Source organism: Vibrio nigripulchritudo ATCC 27043 (assembly GCF_000222685.1).
GTDB lineage: Bacteria > Pseudomonadota > Gammaproteobacteria > Enterobacterales > Vibrionaceae > Vibrio > Vibrio nigripulchritudo.
This window is the reverse complement of the sequence record NZ_AFWJ01000279.1, coordinates 1-17,326: the sequence shown is the minus strand read 5'-3', so window position 1 is coordinate 17,326 and position 17,326 is coordinate 1. Positions and strand designations below refer to the sequence as shown.

Sequence of the window (17,326 nt, the reverse complement as noted above, 5' to 3'; positions counted from 1 at the left end):
TTTATAAATTCAGAAAGTTTTCAATCAGCTTTGAGCCGGCTTTTGATGAGCGTTCAGGGTGGAACTGCACGCCATAGTAGTTGCCACTTTGTACTGCAGCCGTAAATGGCTTGCCATAATCACACTGGGCAATGGTGTACTCACTAACTGGCATAGCAAAGCTATGAACAAAGTAGAAATACTCTCCCTCTTCAATCCCTTTAAAAAGGGGATGGTCAGGGGCAGAAGTGACGGTATTCCAGCCCATGTGCGGAAGAGGTAAGTCTCCTGTTTCCATCAGTTTGACTTCACCTTCACACAAACCCAGGCAATCCACTCGTTCATCGGCTTTCTGACCTTTTTCTTCAGAAAACTTGCCCAGCAGTTGCATACCTAGACAAATCCCTAGCAGAGGCTTTTCGACCTTTTTCACAAGATCAATCAGGTCACGCTCTTGCAGGTTTTTCATGGCTTCGCTGGCTGTACCGACTCCGGGTAAGAAGAGTTTATCGGCAGCCAGAACAACATCTGGGTCTTTTGAAATAGTGACTGATTGCCCCAAGCGTTCGATAGCAAATTTAACTGAGGATACGTTGGCGCATCCGGTGTCAATAATGACGACTTTTTGTTTTGCCACGTGATTCTTCCTTTTTAAAGCATGCCCTTGCTACTTGGTAATTCGTTGCCTTCTACCTTAATAGCTTGGCGAAGCGTGCGACCAAATGACTTAAACAGGCTCTCTACAATATGGTGGTCATTGTCGCCTGTAGAAGACAGGTGCAATGTACACGCCATAGAGTCAGCTAGTGAGCGGAAGAAGTGCACCGTCATTTCCGTTGAGAAATCTCCCACCATTTCACGGCTGAACTTAGCGTCAAAGACCAAGTAAGCTCTGCCCGACAAGTCGAGCGCACATTGGGCTAAACACTCATCCATTGGCAAACTGAAGCCAAAACGGCCAATGCCACGTTTGTCACCCAAGGCTTCTTTTAGTGCCTGCCCTAAAGCCAGAGCGGTATCTTCAATGGTGTGATGGTCGTCAATGTGTAAATCACCTTCCACACTGCATTTAATTTGGAATCCACCATGCGTTGCAATCTGATCCAGCATGTGATCAAAGAATCCCAGGCCGGTTTTAATGTCGTTACCACCTTGCTCATCAAGGTTCACAGACACTTTAATATCCGTTTCTTTGGTTGTGCGTACTACTTCCGCAACACGTGCTTTTACGGTCAGATCTTTGACAATTTGCTTCCAACCCATGGTTTCTGGGTTGTACTGAATGCCACGAATCGCCATATTCTGGGCCATTTGCACATCCGTAATGCGATCGCCAATCACGGCTGAGTGTTGAAAATCGATCTTTCCACCTTGAAGGTATTCTCTTACCAGACCTAACCTAGGTTTGCGGCAATCGCTGTTATCTTCTTCGAAGTAAGGGCTAATAAGCACCTCGTCAAAAATGACACCCTGTGAAGAGAAAATATCCATCATCATGTTATGTGGACCGTCAAAATCTTCTTGCGGGAAGCTGTCTGTACCCAAGCCATCTTGGTTAGTCACCATCACCAAACGGTAACCGGCGTCTTGAAGAGCCAATAAACTTGGGATGACAAATGGTTCAAGCTTGAGCTTGTCTAAGCGGTCTACCTGAAAGTCTTCTGGCGGCTCAACAATTAAGGTGCCATCACGGTCAATAAATAGAATTTTTTGTTGCTTGCTCACTACGATTTCCTTTCTTAAGCGACACTTTTAGCTAATTGATTGCGGATAAACGCGACGATTTTTTCACACTCTTCACGGTTACCAACGCTAATTCGAACACAGTTTTCAATTGGGGAGTTTCTGAGAATGATGCCGCTTTCCCATGCCGATTTAAAAATAGCATCGCCATCAGGGAATTTAACCAACAGATAGTTACCCCACCCTTCGAACACTTCGACCCCTTGCAGCATACTCAATCCAACTTGCATGTAAGCGCGGTTGGCGTTGAGATCCAGCGTCTGAAACTTCATTCTTGCCAGACCTGCTTCAGACAATGCCTGCACGGCAATTTCAGATACCGGAATAGGCACTGGGTAAGGTGCGATCACTTTTAGCAGTACGTTGATGATCTCTTCATTTGCCAAAGTAAAGCCGCAACGAAGCCCTGCCAAAGCAAACGCCTTCGACATGGTTCTTAAGATGGCGAGGTTTGGATACTGTTCAAGAAGATCAGCAGTCGTCGCTTCTGGGCAGAAGTCGATATAGGCTTCGTCCATCACCACAATGGCTCGATCTTTGGTCATCTCGAGTAAAGAGACAATATCTTCACGGTTAACCAAATTGCCTGTCGGGTTGTTCGGGCTACACACAAACACCAGTTTTACATTCTCAAGATTGGCTTGAATACTTTCGAGATCCAATTGCCAATCTTGTGTTAATGGGACTTTCTTTTGCTCAACACCAATGGTTTCTGCACTGATGGCGTACATGCCATAAGTCGGTGGGCAGAACAGAATGGCATCTTCACCCGGCTCACAAAACGCACGGATGAGGAGTTCAATCCCTTCATCGGCCCCACGAGAAGTCAGTGTCTGTTCTGGTTTAACGCCGGCATAAGCAGCGTATGCTTCAATCAGGTCTTTTGGCTGACATTCGCTGTAACGGTTCAGACGAGCGAAATCCGTCTTGTATTCGTTGTTGAATGGCGATTCATTAGCGTTCAACCAAACGTCACCATCGCCACCAATTCTCCGGGCAGAAAGATACGGCGTCAGTTCTTGTACTTTCTTACGAGCCAACTTTTCCATTATTTCTCTCCTGCTTGCAGCTTTTCTACACGAATGGTGACGGCGCGGCGGTGCGCATCTAACCCTTCTGCATCCGCCATGGTCACTACCGTTGGAGCAAGTGTTTTTAAACCTTCAGCAGTCAGCTCTTGTACTGTCATTCGTTTAGAGAAATCAGCCAAGCCCAGGCTGGAATATGTGCGTGTATAACCGTATGTTGGCAGAACGTGGTTGGTTCCCGATGCATAGTCGCCAGCTGACTCTGGCGACCAGTCACCCAGGAAGATAGAGCCCGCATTATCGAGTAGAGGAAGCAACTCACGAGGATTTTTGGTTTGAACAATCAGGTGTTCAGGACCATAGAAGTTTGAGATAGACACACACTGCGTCAGTGACTCGGCAATAATAATGAGGCTTGAACCCAGCGCCTTTTCAGCAATCTCAGCTCGTGACAGCTCTTTCAACTGAGCCTGAACGGCGTCTGTTACTTTGTCTGCAATCACTGGAGATGGCGTCACTAAAACCACCTGAGAATCCGGACCGTGTTCCGCCTGACTAAGTAGATCCGCTGCGATGAAATCTGGATCGGCAGTATCATCAGCGATAACCAACACTTCAGAAGGACCTGCTGGCATATCAATCGCAGCACCGCGGAAATCATTGCTCACCTGACGTTTTGCTTCCGTCACGTAGGCATTACCCGGACCAAAAATTTTATCGACTTTACTGACACTTTCCGTTCCGTAAGCCATTGCTGCAACAGCCTGACCGCCACCAACATTGTAAACTTCATCGATATTACACAGCTGCGCGACATAAAGAATTTCATCGGCGATAGGCGGTGGTGAACACAACACAACTTTGCGGCAACCTGCAATTTGTGCAGGAACGCCCAGCATCAATACGGTAGAAGGAAGTGGTGCACTGCCCCCCGGAATGTAAAGACCAACCGTATTAATTGGACGAGTAACCTGTTCACACACTACACCCGGCTGGGTTTCAACTTTTATCGGCTGAGGTTTTTGAGCTTTGTGAAACTTAGAAATATTGGAGTAAGCCTGCTCAAGAGCTTTTTTCATATCGTCGGTCAAACGATCTGAGGCTGCTTGGATTTCTTCTTTTGAAACCCGAATAGACTCTGGTGTCACTCCGTCAAACTTTGCGGTAAGTTCAGTTAGCGCTTTGTCGCCTTCACCACGTACTTTTTGAATCACTTCCGCCACAGCCGCCGTTATATTTGCTCCTTCGGTAATCGCAGGGCGTTCTAGTACGGCATCTTGCTGTTCTTCACTCAATGATTGCCAAACAACGGTTCTCATGGTGTTACTCCATCATTTTTTCAATTGGTAGCACTAGGATTGAGCTCGCACCCAACTCTTTTAGTTGTTCCATGGTTTCCCAAAACAGATTTTCAGTACTCACAAGATGGACGGCTACGCGATTCTGCTCTGCAGACAGAGGCAATACTGTTGGATCTTCAGCTCCTGGAAGAAGTGCTTTCACTTGCTCAAGCTTATCTGTTGGAGCGTGTAGCATGATGTATTTGGATTCTTTTGCCTGAAGGACGCCTTGCATACGAGTCAGAAGCTTCTCTATAAGAGCTTGTCTTTCTGCGTCAAATTCACCAGCACGTTGAATCAATGTCGCTTTTGACTTGAAAATCACTTCCGCTTCTTTAAGACCATTGGCTTCTAGAGTTGCACCTGTAGAAACCAAATCTGCAATTGCGTCTGCCAGACCCGCACGAGGGGCTACTTCAACCGAGCCCGTCAATACACAAGTGCTGAATTCGACACCTTGTTCATCCATATAGCTTTTTAGTAGCTGAGGGTATGTAGTAGCAATGCGTTTACCCGCCAGATCTTGTGGTCCGTTGTATTCTTCATCTTTATCGATAGCGATGGACAAACGGCAGCCACCAAAATCTAGTCGACGAAGAGAGACAAATTCACATGGCTCACCTAATGCTTTACGGTCCAGACGCACTTCTTCAAGCTCGTTTTCACCAATAAAGCCAAGGTCAACAACACCATCCATGATCAAACCTGGGATGTCGTCATCGCGAACAAGCAGTAGGTCAATGGGCATATTTTCAGAGTGCACCACTAAGCGCTCTCCCATGATGTTGAATTTAGCACCACACTTTTTCAGTAGATTCAGACACTCTTTACTCAAGCGTCCTTTTTTCTGGATGGCAATTCTTAGGCGTTGTGTTTGCATTGCAATGTCCCTATGCGAAATTTAGTGAATATTTAATGTTTTATAAGTCGTTAAAAATGAAAAAACCCTCGGGAGTTTTGCTCTCCCGAGGGTCTAAATCTGATATTTTTGATTCAACCACCGAGAGTTCTGAGCCTCTCGGGTATGCGTAAACCTCCCGAAAGACTAGTCAGGATGATGATGGTGATGAATGTTCATTACACTTTTACGCATATTTAGTTTTCTCCTTGAGTTAACTTCACACTAACCCAAGCCGTTGGTGATTTGCAAGACCTAAGTCCAAAAAATTTTCTGAGTGAAAAATTGCTTTGAGTTAGAAATTCAGAAATGAAAAAGGCAGGTCGTATGACCTGCCTTATATAGCTAAACGGGATTATGCTGAAACAGGAGTCTGTCGACGTTTAGAAATCACACTCAAAACACCACAAACGATGACAAATGCCACGCTTGCTGACGCGAATGAGAACAACACCGACGATGTCATACCTAAAACAATGAATCCTACGCACGAAACAACAGCAACAGAAACGGCATATGGAAGCTGTGTAGCAACGTGGTCAATATGATTACAGCGAGCACCAGTAGAAGACAGAATCGTTGTGTCTGAGATTGGTGAACAGTGATCGCCAAATACAGAACCTGCCAATACAGCACTTAGCATAGGAAGCATCAGTGCCAAATCTGTTGCGCCAGCCATATCACCTGCGATTGGCAGCATAATACCAAACGTTCCCCATGATGTACCTGTGGAGAATGCCATCAAACCAGAAAGCAAGAATAAAATAACAGGTAACCAATGTGGGTTAATATTTCCCTGAACGAGTGAAGATAGATAAGTACCTGTTTTTAAATCACCAATTACAGAACCGATAGTCCAGGCAAAGAATAGAATTAATATTGCGCCAAACATAGAACCTGCGCCAATCCATAAAGTGCGAATAATTTGCACAAATTCTATTTTTTGACGTAGTACGGTAATTAAAGCAACAATTAAACCAATCAGTCCACCGTAACAAAGAGAAGTACCAACATCGGTATTTTCAAAAGCACCTAACAGATCGAAATCTTTTCCTGAATCCGCTAATGATTGTGCACCTGTATATAACATGAAGAATACTGTTGCGAATATTAGTGCAACAATAGGCATAACTAAGTCTGAAACTCGACCCGTTTCACTTTCGCTGATATCAAGATCTTCACTTAATTCATTATTCGCAGAATCTTTTTCTATGTCATCGAAACCGACTCCCTGAGAGGCTTCAATTTCTTTTTTACGCATTAAGCCAACATCAAGTTGGAACCATGCAACGGCAAATACCATCAATAGTGCGAATACCGCATAAAAATTCATCGGTATCATATTTACATAAGCACTTAAGGCTGATGAATATTCCGTTAATCCATGTGTAACCAGAATGCCACCTACAATGGTCATAATATACGCACCCCAGCTTGAGGCAGGCATCAATACGCACATTGGTGCAGCGGTTGAATCTAGAATATAAGCAAGTTTTGAACGTGAAACATAAAAGCGATCAGTAACTGGTCTGGAGATAGCACCGACAGCCAGGCTATTAAAGTAGTCATCAACAAAAATGAAAACGCCTAAAAACGCTGCCAGTAATTTCGAACCACGCTTACTTTTTACTCGGCTTTGAGCCCATTCAGCGAATGCTCGAGTACCACCAGATAATGTCAGTAAAGCTGTCATCATTCCCAGCAGTAATAAAAATGCAATAATACTCATATTCCAGCTATTTAAGCTGGCTTCTTCTACTTTAACGCCATCGATAACAGTTTCATTGGTCTCAATAACGACGCCATATACTTTATCCCAGATATATTTAAACGATTCAGACAGTGAATAATCTGTGATAAGTAAGCCGCCAAGCAAAATTCCCATCCCTAGGGAAATAAGAACTCGACGTGTAATAATGGCTAGACCCAGAGCAACCAGTGGGGGAAGCAGCGAAAGCGGAGATGACGCAAAATCTAATAAATTCATGATCTTCAGAAACCAATATTTGGTTAGAGATCTACTGCAGACGGTATTAGTTATACCTTAAGTTGAACAAGCGAAAGGGAAGTGAACACTTCACCCAACCCTACAGTAGCGCTCCATAGTTTAACAACAACATAGACTATGGCAGTGTTATATCTATTCGAATATAACCCCAGCATTGAAAGGCGATAACTTCCAATACTTCGGCAATAACTCCTTTCAGCTCTCATCTTAGACATCACTCTCTTAGAGCTTACTGATAGTTATTGCGCCTCTACCTTGGACGAAAACTTGGTTAAAAAGTCGCCACCCAAATCAGGTGCGAGCCATTCTACGGATGCCAAACCTTTTTGCAACATATAATTTCAAGTTTTAACCAGAATGATGAAACTTTCATCTGGATGAATGGTCTACAAGTTCCGTACTTACACTTTTTTGACACTTAGCGTAATAAATATTGACGTATTCTATTCGGCTAATAAGAAATTAAATATATTTCTAGAAATGTATATTTGAAATTCGATATATTTGAAATAAAATTATATTGTATTCTCGTCTTACACTGTTATTATTGTGTACGTTTACTAAAATAAGAATGGGACTGAACATGTCAGATATTGCAAAAACTCTGCTAAATATTCGCAGTCTGCGAGCTTTTGCTCGTGATCTACCGCTAGAGCAATTGGAAGAAGCGCTAGATAAAATAACTACCGTTGTAGAAGAGCGCCGTGAAGCTGAAGCTGCAGAATTAGCAGAAAAAGCCGAACGTGAAGCTAAATTAGCTGAATACGCAAGTATGATTGCTAAAGATGGCATCGATGTCGATGACCTAATTGCTGCACTATCTGGTGAAACTAAATCTAAAGCGAAGAAAAAACGCGATCCTCGCCCAGCAAAATATAAATATGTTGTTGATGGTGTAGAAAAGACTTGGACAGGTCAAGGTCGTACTCCTTCTGCTATTCAAGCTGAATTGGATTCCGGCAAATCTTTGGATGATTTCCTAATCTAACTTTCAGTTTGTTACAAAAATTAATGCAACGCTGAGCATGTCCCTCGATTCTATACTTCAGCGTTCAGTATAAATTGAGCCGAAACTTATATAAGTTTTGGCTTTTTTAATGCCACTATTTGCATTACGACTATTCTCAATTCCCATAATAAATATTTATAGAATCGATATCTATTAAGATTAAATTAACCTGTCTATATTCATTCAGGCTCATTATTACTCTCTTACATCCTTTTTTCTAATCTACTTACTACGTTTTTGATTTTTTTGTCATTTCTTACTCATGTAGCTCACTAGTCCAGAAAAGTGCTTGCAGATCTTTTCTGAAGTCATATACTTCAAAATACTGTATATCCATACAGGATTATTGAGCAATGCATGAAATAATACAAACACTACACCACAAAAACCTTCTCTGGAAAGGAACTGAAACATCAACCAGTGTCGACACTACCTCCTCAGGTTACCCTGAGCTAGATAGTAAGCTGGGTGGTGGCTTCCCCAGAAAAGGGGTTATAGAAATTAACACCTGTATTGGGATTGGAGAGCTGCGACTTTTGCAAAACTTCATAAGCAATGCCAGAGAAGACAGGCTAAGAGTCTTTATTCAGCCACCAGGAAAACTATGTAGCGAGTTTTTTTTAGCCCAAGCACTACCTCTGGATAAAATCCTGATTGTCTCTACCAAGAGCACAAAAGAGGCATTGTGGGCTGCAGAGCAATGCCTGAAGAGTGGTGCATGTTCACATGTTGTCTTATGGCAAGAGAAATTAGAAATACACCAGGTCAAACGCTTACAGGTTGCCAGTGAGACTGGGAAATGTTCTCAGATTATCTTTAAGCCACAAAAACAAACTTTTCCACTACCCGTCTCCCTTAGCATGACATTAAAAGCTCATTCTAAAGGGTTAGATATCACTATTAACAAACGAAAAGGTGGGCTGGGTAGATCCAAATTACAGTTGGACATGTCATCTCAATGGGAAGATCTTACTCATACAAAAGTGCCAGACACAGTTGTCGCTTTTCCTTTACTCAAAAGGGGTTAGTATGCTGTGGCTTTATCTTCACTTTCCATCACTTCAACTGGATTCTTGTTTTTTCGATTCCAACTTGGAAAACAACATTGCTATCGTCGATGAACATCACCAGATAATTCAGCTTTCCAAAAGCGGATTTGACGCAGGGCTCAAACTCAATATGGGTTTAGGGACTGCCGCATCACTTTGTCAGGATTTGCAAGTCCATCCATATGATATTGATATCGAGCATAAGAAATTAAAAGAAATTGCACAGTGGTTATATTTAATTACATCGGATATCACACTTTGTGAACCAAATGGAATTCTATTAAAGATCAGTAATATGCTGTGCCTTTATTCCAACCTTGAACATTATTGGCTTACCATTCAACAACACCTTAAGAAATTTAACGTACGCTATCAATTTTCTACTGGATTTTCTCCTTATTCAGCCAAAATACTGGCTCAGCAAAAAAAACAGTTTATTACGGATGACTCTGACTTAATGAAAAAGCAGCTCTACACGCTTCCTCTTGGTGTGAGTGATCTGTCTGAAAAAGTGGTAGATAAGTTATCGAGAGTTGGCATAGAAACTTTTGACGCTTTGTTTACTATTCCCATGGCTGATATTGCCAAGCGCTTTGATATAGATCTCATTAACTATATTGGCAAACTTACTGGGCGATTTAAGCACCTTGTCGACTTTTACCATCCTCCTCAAACTTTTAAATATTCTCTCGATTTATTATATGAAATTGAGAATATTCAGTTTCTTGAAAGACCTCTTGGTAACCTTCTGAAAAAACTGGAACATTTTCTAAAATTACGAGACCAGTTGGCTAATGAAATACAAATCATCTTACAACTGAGAAATAAACAGAATACCGAATTTAAAATCTGCTCCGCACAGGGAGAATATCTTGCATCAAAATGGTTATCACTATCTCAATTAACTTTCGAGTCGCTCTCTATTGACTCCCCTGTTGTTGCCATCACACTGAGTGTTACGCGGATCACTCAGCAAGAAGGAAGTTACACAGATTTATTTGAGGGGAAACAAGGTACAACCAACGCATTAGAATTGATGTCTTTACTCCATGCCAAACTTGGTGAAAGAGCACTGCACAACCCTGGTCTTTTAGAAGACCCACGACCAGAGATCGCTTATCAGTACACGTCTCCAAATACTGCACTGTCCCCTACCCCCAGTATTCCACCAAAGCTCAGACCTGCCATCCTATTACCACACCCAAAACCTCTTGAAGAGAAAGTGACGCTGTCTTTGGGACCAGAGAGAGTAGCAACAGGCTGGTGGGATAATCAGCCTATGGTTCGTGACTACTTTATCGCACATACCAATGAGGGTCGCTGGCTTTGGGTTTTTCGAACACCTAAACAACAGTGGTTTCTTCACGGCGTGTTCAGTTAGATCGAATCATGAAGTACGCCGAATTATTTTGTCAGACTAATTTTTCTTTTCTTGAAGGTGCCTCCAGCCCCGAAGAGTTAGTCACTCAAGCCGACTTTTTACAATATTCAGCCATTGCTATCACCGATGAATGTTCAGTTGCGGGAGTGGTTAGAGCACATACGGCAGCCAGAGATCAGGAACTCAAAGTGAAACTGATTGTGGGTTCACTATTTCGGATGAATGAAGAAGTTGAACTTATCCTACTTGCGCCTGATCGCCAAGCCTATGGCGAACTTTGCCGAATCATCACGAATGCTCGCCGGCGAAGTGCAAAAGGTGAATACAGCCTGTCAGAGTGGGACATCATGTCTGCTAAAAATTGTTTGGTTATTTGGCTTCCAAAACACCAAAGGAGTGATTTTGAGTGGGCGAAATGGTTAATTAAACATCACAACAACCGGTTATGGATCGGGCTTCAGCGTCATCTGCAACATAATGACCATCGTTTTATTGAGCACTGCGAATGCTTAAATCGACTTTATCAACTCCCCATCACGGCTTGTGGGGGAGTACTTATGCATACAGCGGAGCGCTTACCTCTACAACATACTCTGACCGCAATAAAACACGGGACAACAGTTCCCAAAGCGGGAAAGCTTTTACAAAGCAATTGTGAGCATTCACTTCGTTCCAAAGAGAAACTACTCCGAGTATTCAAATCAGAATGGCTAGAAGAATCTCATCGCATCCAGCTTCGCTGTAGCTTTGATATGGGGAGCTTACGCTATGAATACCCAAGTGAGCTTGTGCCTAATGACTACACGCCAATGTCATACCTACGCGAGCAAGTGCGAGCAGGAAGTCTTCGCCGATTCCCGTCGGGAGTCCCAGAGCACGTACAAAATTTGATAGACAAAGAGCTGAGCCTAATCGAAGAGTTGGAGTACCCCTATTACTTTCTGACCATCTACGACATTGTCATGTTTGCTAAGCGCAATCATATCCTTTATCAAGGACGCGGCTCTGCAGCAAATTCTGTTGTCTGCTACTGCTTAGAGATAACAGCAGTAGACCCAAGGCAAATCTCCGTACTTTTCGAGCGCTTCATCAGCAAAGAACGCAATGAACCACCTGATATTGATGTGGATTTTGAGCACGAGAGGCGTGAAGAAGTAATCCAATACATCTATCAAAAATATGGCAGACAGAGAGCCGCTCTTTCTGCCACAGTGATTACTTACCGCTTTAAAAGTGCTGTACGTGAAGTAGGAAAAGCTTTGGGGATCTCTGAAACCCAGTTGGATTTCTTCATCAAAAACGTCAATAGACGGGATCGAAGTTTAGGCTGGCAGGCACAGATTGTTGAACTGGGTCTGGAGCCTGAATCCCACCAAGGGCAGCTATTTATCAAACTCGTCAGTGAAATTATGGGGTTCCCACGCCATTTGTCTCAACATGTAGGAGGCTTTGTTATTTCTTCTGGCCCTCTTCATGAACTGGTACCTGTCGAAAATGCAGCCATGGACGATCGTACCGTCATTCAGTGGGATAAAGACGATCTGGAAAGCCTAGGCTTGATGAAAGTCGATGTCTTGGCTTTGGGTATGCTGACCGCCATTCGTAAATGTTTTGATACTATCAAAACCTTCCACAATATCGAATTGAGCATTGCCGATATTACACGGAAACAGGATGATCTAAACGTGTACGGTATGATACAGAAAGCCGACACTATTGGTGTTTTTCAGATCGAATCCCGGGCTCAAATGAGCATGCTACCGAGATTAAAGCCCAAGAATTACTACGATTTGGTCATTCAAATTGCGATTGTAAGACCAGGTCCCATTCAGGGGGACATGGTGCATCCATTTCTAAAAAGACGAAATGGTATTGAAGAGATCACTTACCCTTCAGAAGAAGTCAAAGATGTCCTTTCAAGAACCATGGGAGTACCAATCTTTCAGGAACAGGTGATAAAGCTGGCTATGGTTGCAGCAGGGTTCAGCGGCGGCGAAGCGGATCAATTACGACGTGCAATGGCTTCCTGGAAGAAAAACGGTCAATTAATGAAATTCAAATCGAAGCTCATTAATGGCATGTTAGAGCGGGGATACGAAGAGGGATTCGCAATCAGGATATTTGATCAGATCTGTGGATTTGGCGAATATGGGTTTCCTGAAAGTCATTCAGCTTCCTTTGCTGTACTTGCGTACGTTTCCGCCTGGCTAAAACATTACTACCCAGAAGCTTTCTTTACCGCATTGATGAACAGTCACCCAATGGGCTTTTACAGTATTTCTCAGCTCGTTCAGGATGCCCGACGTCACGGAATATCTGTTCAGCCTATCTGTGTGAATCAATCTGATTATGACCATTTAGTCGTTAAGCGTGACAAACGATTCCATATAAGACTGGGCATGCGCATAATTAAAGGGTTAAAGAAAGAAACCGCTGAAAAGATAGCAGCAAGTCGTTCTCAATCTGGGTATCGTAACGTTTCGGATTTAAAAAACGTCGGTATTGAACGGAAAGACTTAGAAACTCTTGCTTCTGCTGATGCATTGAAGGCATTTGTCGGTAATCGATTCTCGGCTCGCTGGAATATCATGGATGATGACAATGATCTTCCCCTATTACAAAGTCTGGATACTTCCTCGCAACCCTATCACTATCAACCAGATGACTTCAGCAATCTTACAGAAGATTATGCAGCAACAGGGCTGTCTTTAAACAAACACCCTATCACCTTACTCAATGAGGCTGGCTTATTACCTCGTTTCTCCAGAATGAGTCAACTCCCAGACAAACAACACAAGTCTCTTATTACCGTTATAGGAGTAGTTACAGGGAGGCAATCACCAGGAACAGCAGGTGGTGTTACCTTTTTTACTCTGGAAGATGACACAGGCAATATCAATGTCGTTGTTTGGGGGGCGACTGCCCGAGCTCAAAAGCAAGCCTATCTTACCGCCAAGGTACTTAAGGTAAAGGGAGTTTTGGAACGTGAGGGGGAAGTGATCCATGTTATTGCAGGAAAGCTAACTGACATGACTGACAGCTTAGCGGATCTAAGGACACACTCCCGGGATTTCCATTAAGAGGAAACAGAATAGAGTGGCTAACACCTCCCTATTCCATTAAATTCTTATTCTTGATCGATCATCCATTTGCGAAATGCTTTACGCTCTTCTTTGGATGCTTTTAAGTACCATGCTTGAAGCTGTGATAGTGCTTGAGATGCATCTACTTTCTCAGGCGTTACAGCTTTAGATTTAGTAGCACTTTTAACTTCAGCAACGGCTACCGTGCTTGCACTCACTGCAGCAAAGGTAATACCGTTTTTCTCGTTATAATCTCTAACCAGAGCCTTAACATCCCAATAAGGAACAAAGCCCCCTTTACCTTCTAAAAATACAGTCTCGCTATCAATCAGATCGCCGTCTTCATAGACTAACCACTGAGGGTTCTTGCTGAACAAATTTCGAGCATGCTGGACACTATAAACTTTAGGATGAGCAATCGTAATGTCTTTACCACTAGCTTGGAAAGACACAATATAAGGGCTGGAGGTAAATATATCCTTACTACCACCAGACCCGAAAGATTTGGACATTTTAACTACAGCCTGATTGGTTCCCTCAGATAGTTTGAAACCTTCTTCAAACTCTGAACTCTCCATACCATTCAATACCAAAAGATCGACACCAGGTTTTAGCTCTAACTGTGCTGCACTTAAAAAAGTAGAAAAGCACATTGCCAACGGAATGATAAACGTATTTCTAAACTTCATGAATTCTCCATAATAAAAAAGCCACCCTAAGGTGGCTTTTATACAATACTTTAAAGCGAATTAGAATGACGCTTTAACACCGAAGCCGTAGCCAGTTTCAGTGTTGTCTGCAGAAGTATGACCAACTTCCGCGTATGCTGTTACGTTAGAAGTAAGAGCGTAACCAGCGTTTACGAAGCCATCGTTGATAGCATCAGCGTCTTCTGTCTTAGAGTTAGAGAAGCCAGCACCAAATGTCCAAGCATCCATAGTGTAAGTAGCCGCTAGACCGAATACGTTTGTCTTAGATGAAGAACCAGACTTGTCAAGCTTACCTTGAGAAGCCAAAGCTTCTAGTTTAAGAGCATCGATTGTGTATGCTACTTCTAGAGCTAGAACAGTTTGGTCGTTACCAGCTGCAGTGCCTTTAGTTTTACCGTAGAAACCTTGAACGTCTAGGTCACCAAAACGAGCACCAAGCTTAGCATCGATGTGGTTGCTGTCAGTGTCTTTCAGCTTATCGTTGTTCTTAGCTTTGTCTTGAAGGAATGCGATACCACCGTAGAATTGACCTTTGTCGATAGTGTACTTAACAACTTCGTCGCCAGAGAAATCGAACTCGTCAACTTTAGACTTGATACCGAATAGGTAGTCGTTACCGATACCTAGATCGTCAAGGATAGTTGCTGTACGACCAAATACTAGATCACCAGCGGAAGCAGAGTAGAAACCGATGTAAGCGTCACCAGTTTTAGTACCAGTGTCTTGAACTTCGAAGAAGCCGCCTACTTTAAGGTCATCGTTTAGAGCGTAACGTAGGTCGAAAGCGAAATCCGCGTCATCAACTTCTTGAGTCAGCTCAGCGCCGTCAGCCGTACCTTTCTTGTAACGAACTTCGATGTCGCCTTTCAGGTTAGCTGTAACGCCATCTTTGTTGTAAAGTTCGATCTCAGCGTTTGCTGTACCAGCAACCGCCATAACTGCTAGAGCTACTAGAGTCTTTTTCATAATAATCCACTGCCTTTTCTTAGCTGGGAATTCCTTTTCGGTTCCCTTATTTAGTTTTTATCAAAGTTGAATCTTAAACCGAAGTTCAAGGCACAACTCCTCTAAATTTCGATGTTAAGATTGCAGAAGAATCCGCTACATGTCAAATGACTAAAAAAATAAAATAAAAATTCATAAAACAAAAAATATCAACAACTTACATTGACAACATAAACTTTTAGAACAAAATCACACCAATTAACCATCAAAAATCTTAACCTGTAGTTTTTATTTTTTAGTACAAAAAATTAATAAACAAAAAATAACACACTAAAAACAGAACAATAAACCAATTGAGTGTCTTTCTTGATATAAATGTCTATATCATTTCCCCACTTTACCTAACCCCATGATCGTTCAATTTTTTTTGTGATTGAGATCTAGATTTGCCTAAAAAGCACGCCATTCTGACGAAAACACATGCAACAGCAGGATTGTGCTACAATCTCGCGCGTTCAAATTAGAGGCAGAAAATGCTTAATACAACTATTCAAAAGTCCATTCGTAGCAGCTATAGCAACCTGCAAAATCATTTAGAAAACTTTATACCGAGACGGGCGCAAAACTACCTTGTCTCGGAAATTGCGCGTACCTTGTCAGGGCAATACCACAAAGCCAACAGAATGATAGTTGCTGAAGCTGGAACAGGAATTGGTAAATCTCTCGCCTATCTAATGAGCGTTATCCCGTACGCCACCTTTAATATGAAGAAAGTCGTCATATCAACTGCAACCGTTGCACTGCAAGAACAGTTGATGAATAAGGACCTTCCTTTATTTAGACGCATAAGCGACACGCCCTTTTCATTTGCTTTAGCTAAGGGTCGTCAACGATACTGCTGTGCAGAGAAACTAGCCATTGCCAGTGGTGGCTCTGATCAACAGATTGCGATATTTGAAAGTAAGCCATCCAGCAAAGATATTGAATCCCTTAAAGAGATGTACCAGTCGCTATGTGAAAACAAATGGGATGGTGAACGCGATTCCTGGCCCTCACCGATTTCAAACGAGATTTGGTCAAAGATTGTCAGCGACAAACACAGTTGCAACGCTACGCTACCAGTCCATAGAGACTGCCCATTTCAAAAAGCACGCTCAAAGCTGGATAAAGTAGATGTCATCATCGCAAACCATAGCCTGGTCATGGCCGACGCCGAGCTAGGTGGTGGTGTTATTTTGCCAGAGCCTGAGCAAACCATATTCGTATTTGATGAAGCGCATCATTTACCCACAGTCGCTCGCGATCATTCTTCAGCTTCAGCCTCGTTGAAGGGCGCTGCTTCCTGGCTGGAAAAATTGAACACTCAATCAGCGAAGCTATGCAGTATGGCAGATGAGAAACGAGTGAATCGCTTCAGAAATGAACTCCAGGATGCCATTCAATTGTTGGTGCCAAGTTTAAATCAGCTCGCTAAGCAGTTCTCCCCGACAGCCTTTGTCGAAAAAGCCTATCGATTTGAGCATGGAGAATTACCTGACTGGTTAGAAACTGAAGCGCAAGGTCTAAAACAATCCAGTAAAAAAGGGGCTCAGTCTCTGGGAAAAATCGCGGATCTCATATCAGAGCGAGTAAAAGAAGGAGAGCTATCCAATAAACTGGCGGAGCCAGCGTTGGCGGAAATAGGCTTTTTTCTCCAGCGTTTTGAAAACCTCGCCAAAGTCTGGAGCTTAATGGCAGAACCTACTAGGGAAAAAGGTGCACCGTTGGCTCGCTGGGTTGAGCTTTCAGAGGAGAGAGAAGGAGACTTTATAGTATCTGTGTCGCCACTGGAAGTCGGCTGGCAACTCGACCAATTGTTATGGAGCCGATGTGCAGGTGCAGTACTGGTTTCTGCAACCATTCGGGCATTAAACTCTTTTTCGTTCTTCTGTCGACAAGCAGGAATCAGCGATAAACCAGATGAAGGCACTCAATTTCTCGCCTTGGCATCACCTTTTGATTACCAAAATCAAGGGGAGCTATATATTCCTAAACTGACTTACGAACCTCAAGCTAACGAATTTACCGATTATTTAATCGAAGTTCTTCCTTCTTATATAGAAGAAGGAAAAGCTAACCTTGTTCTGTTTGCTTCCTACTGGCAAATGAATAAA

General features: G+C 42.9%; 13 protein-coding genes, 1 riboswitch and 1 other annotated feature. Of the genes, 5 read left to right on the top strand and 8 right to left on the bottom strand.

What is annotated here, in order from left to right; all coding sequences use genetic code 11:
* Position 1: 1 nt before the first annotated feature.
* The 6 genes from hisH to RH89_RS21190 all read right to left on the bottom strand — a co-directional run bounded on the left by hisH (position 2) and on the right by RH89_RS21190 (position 6,975).
* Positions 2 to 616: an imidazole glycerol phosphate synthase subunit HisH gene (gene hisH / locus RH89_RS21215; RefSeq protein WP_004406284.1), complete on the bottom strand. Its 615-nt coding sequence runs from the start codon at positions 614 to 616 to the stop codon at positions 2 to 4.
* A 14-nt stretch (positions 617 to 630) separates the two neighbouring features.
* Positions 631 to 1,704: a bifunctional histidinol-phosphatase/imidazoleglycerol-phosphate dehydratase HisB gene (gene hisB, locus RH89_RS21210; protein ID WP_004406282.1), complete on the bottom strand. Its 1,074-nt coding sequence runs from the start codon at positions 1,702 to 1,704 to the stop codon at positions 631 to 633.
* A 14-nt stretch (positions 1,705 to 1,718) separates the two neighbouring features.
* A complete protein-coding gene (gene hisC / locus RH89_RS21205; protein ID WP_004406279.1) occupies positions 1,719 to 2,771 on the bottom strand; it encodes a histidinol-phosphate transaminase in 1,053 nt (350 codons plus the stop codon).
* A complete protein-coding gene (gene hisD, locus RH89_RS21200; RefSeq protein WP_004406276.1) occupies positions 2,771 to 4,069 on the bottom strand; it encodes a histidinol dehydrogenase in 1,299 nt (432 codons plus the stop codon). The genes hisC and hisD overlap by 1 nt, the downstream gene beginning before the upstream one ends.
* A 4-nt stretch (positions 4,070 to 4,073) precedes the next feature.
* Complete coding sequence (gene hisG / locus RH89_RS21195) at positions 4,074 to 4,970, bottom strand: ATP phosphoribosyltransferase (protein ID WP_004406274.1); 897 nt, start codon at positions 4,968 to 4,970, stop codon at positions 4,074 to 4,076.
* A gap of 56 nt (positions 4,971 to 5,026) precedes the next feature.
* Positions 5,027 to 5,160: a sequence feature (His leader region), on the bottom strand.
* 183 nt (positions 5,161 to 5,343) lie between these two features.
* Entirely contained in the window at positions 5,344 to 6,975 is a 1,632-nt protein-coding gene (locus tag RH89_RS21190) for a Na+/H+ antiporter NhaC family protein (protein WP_004406272.1), read from the bottom strand.
* Between the two features lie 98 nt (positions 6,976 to 7,073).
* Positions 7,074 to 7,257, bottom strand: a riboswitch (Lysine riboswitch).
* 322 nt (positions 7,258 to 7,579) lie between these two features.
* Here RH89_RS21190 and RH89_RS21185 point away from each other — a divergent pair.
* From RH89_RS21185 to RH89_RS21170, 4 genes are all read left to right on the top strand, one after another.
* A complete protein-coding gene (locus RH89_RS21185) occupies positions 7,580 to 7,984 on the top strand; it encodes an H-NS family histone-like protein (RefSeq protein ID WP_004406271.1) in 405 nt (134 codons plus the stop codon).
* Between the two features lie 374 nt (positions 7,985 to 8,358).
* Positions 8,359 to 9,033: a translesion DNA synthesis-associated protein ImuA gene (gene imuA, locus RH89_RS21180; protein ID WP_004406269.1), complete on the top strand. Its 675-nt coding sequence runs from the start codon at positions 8,359 to 8,361 to the stop codon at positions 9,031 to 9,033.
* 1 nt (position 9,034) lies between these two features.
* Positions 9,035 to 10,435: a Y-family DNA polymerase gene (locus RH89_RS21175; RefSeq protein WP_004406267.1), complete on the top strand. Its 1,401-nt coding sequence runs from the start codon at positions 9,035 to 9,037 to the stop codon at positions 10,433 to 10,435.
* Between the two features lie 8 nt (positions 10,436 to 10,443).
* Positions 10,444 to 13,515, top strand: coding sequence for an error-prone DNA polymerase (locus tag RH89_RS21170; protein WP_004406265.1), 3,072 nt, complete (start codon positions 10,444 to 10,446; stop codon positions 13,513 to 13,515).
* Positions 13,516 to 13,562: 47 nt separating this feature from the next.
* Here RH89_RS21170 and RH89_RS21165 read toward each other — a convergent pair whose 3' ends face one another.
* Positions 13,563 to 14,207 (bottom strand): YccT family protein, encoded by a 645-nt coding sequence (locus RH89_RS21165; RefSeq protein WP_004406263.1) that lies wholly within the window; start codon positions 14,205 to 14,207, stop codon positions 13,563 to 13,565.
* Positions 14,208 to 14,267: 60 nt separating this feature from the next.
* Positions 14,268 to 15,194, bottom strand: a complete 927-nt coding sequence (locus RH89_RS21160) for a porin (protein WP_004406262.1) — start codon at positions 15,192 to 15,194, stop codon at positions 14,268 to 14,270.
* Between the two features lie 512 nt (positions 15,195 to 15,706).
* Here RH89_RS21160 and dinG point away from each other — a divergent pair.
* Positions 15,707 to 17,326 (top strand): ATP-dependent DNA helicase DinG (gene dinG, locus RH89_RS21155; protein WP_004406259.1); only part of this gene is annotated, 1,620 nt, incomplete at its 3' end.

Excerpts from the sequence above, each read along its gene's own strand:
- RH89_RS21165 (WP_004406263.1), bottom strand. The coding sequence starts at position 14,207 with ATGAAGTTTAGAAATACGTTTATCATTCCGTTGGCAATGTGCTTTTCT.
- RH89_RS21170 (WP_004406265.1), top strand. The coding sequence starts at position 10,444 with ATGAAGTACGCCGAATTATTTTGTCAGACTAATTTTTCTTTTCTTGAA.
- hisD (WP_004406276.1), bottom strand. The coding sequence starts at position 4,069 with ATGAGAACCGTTGTTTGGCAATCATTGAGTGAAGAACAGCAAGATGCC.
- RH89_RS21185 (WP_004406271.1), top strand. The coding sequence starts at position 7,580 with ATGTCAGATATTGCAAAAACTCTGCTAAATATTCGCAGTCTGCGAGCT.
- hisC (WP_004406279.1), bottom strand. The coding sequence starts at position 2,771 with ATGGAAAAGTTGGCTCGTAAGAAAGTACAAGAACTGACGCCGTATCTT.
- RH89_RS21175 (WP_004406267.1), top strand. The coding sequence starts at position 9,035 with ATGCTGTGGCTTTATCTTCACTTTCCATCACTTCAACTGGATTCTTGT.
- RH89_RS21160 (WP_004406262.1), bottom strand. The coding sequence starts at position 15,194 with ATGAAAAAGACTCTAGTAGCTCTAGCAGTTATGGCGGTTGCTGGTACA.
- imuA (WP_004406269.1), top strand. The coding sequence starts at position 8,359 with ATGCATGAAATAATACAAACACTACACCACAAAAACCTTCTCTGGAAA.
- hisG (WP_004406274.1), bottom strand. The coding sequence starts at position 4,970 with ATGCAAACACAACGCCTAAGAATTGCCATCCAGAAAAAAGGACGCTTG.
- RH89_RS21190 (WP_004406272.1), bottom strand. The coding sequence starts at position 6,975 with ATGAATTTATTAGATTTTGCGTCATCTCCGCTTTCGCTGCTTCCCCCA.